Consider the following 501-nt stretch of genomic DNA (forward strand, 5'->3'; position numbering starts at 1 on the left):
AAATAAGGGGCGATAACACGTAGGGCATAATAGCGAAGCGGCCCTGCGTGTTAGCGTCCCAGCCTGCGCCAGCAGGCGACTTAATTTTTTGTTATGTGGCATCTATAAACTGCCTATAAGTTGGCTCTTTTTTACTATTCATAAGGTTTGCGGCGTTCACCAAGTGTTGCCAAAACTCTTTAGACGGAGAAGGATTGTCCACTATAACTCCATCTAGTTCTTCCATCGCCAACCGAAGCTCGTTATGACTGAGATACTCTAAGAAATCTACTTCTCTATAACCAAAATCAGATTGTTTGATATTCTTTGGAAGGAGTTGATGAGCTTGCCAAAGTTCATTTTCAATTAGCTTCCATTTCATCAACTTATCCATAAAATTCCTGTGACACATAACTTTCCAATAACGGGCGCAGACATGTGGGGCATAATGGCGCAGCCGCCCCGCGTGTATGCGTCCCAGCGAACGAAGTGAGTGTGTTGATTGGGTTGTTATATGCTACT

The 501-nt window shown here is 43.9% G+C and carries 1 protein-coding gene; it reads right to left on the reverse strand.

Annotation, left to right across the window (positions count from 1 at the left end; genetic code table 11):
• Positions 1 to 91: 91 nt before the first annotated feature.
• A complete protein-coding gene (locus KUL49_RS20725; RefSeq protein ID WP_131138463.1) occupies positions 92 to 373 on the reverse strand; it encodes a hypothetical protein in 282 nt (93 codons plus the stop codon).
• Between the last annotated feature and the right edge of the window lie 128 nt (positions 374 to 501).

Origin of the sequence: Alteromonas sp. KUL17, from assembly GCF_006538305.1 — a bacterium.
GTDB lineage: Bacteria > Pseudomonadota > Gammaproteobacteria > Enterobacterales > Alteromonadaceae > Alteromonas > Alteromonas macleodii.

Coding starts and splice junctions, on each gene's coding strand:
- KUL49_RS20725 (WP_131138463.1), bottom strand. CDS start 373: ATGGATAAGTTGATGAAATGGAAGCTAATTGAAAATGAACTTTGGCAA.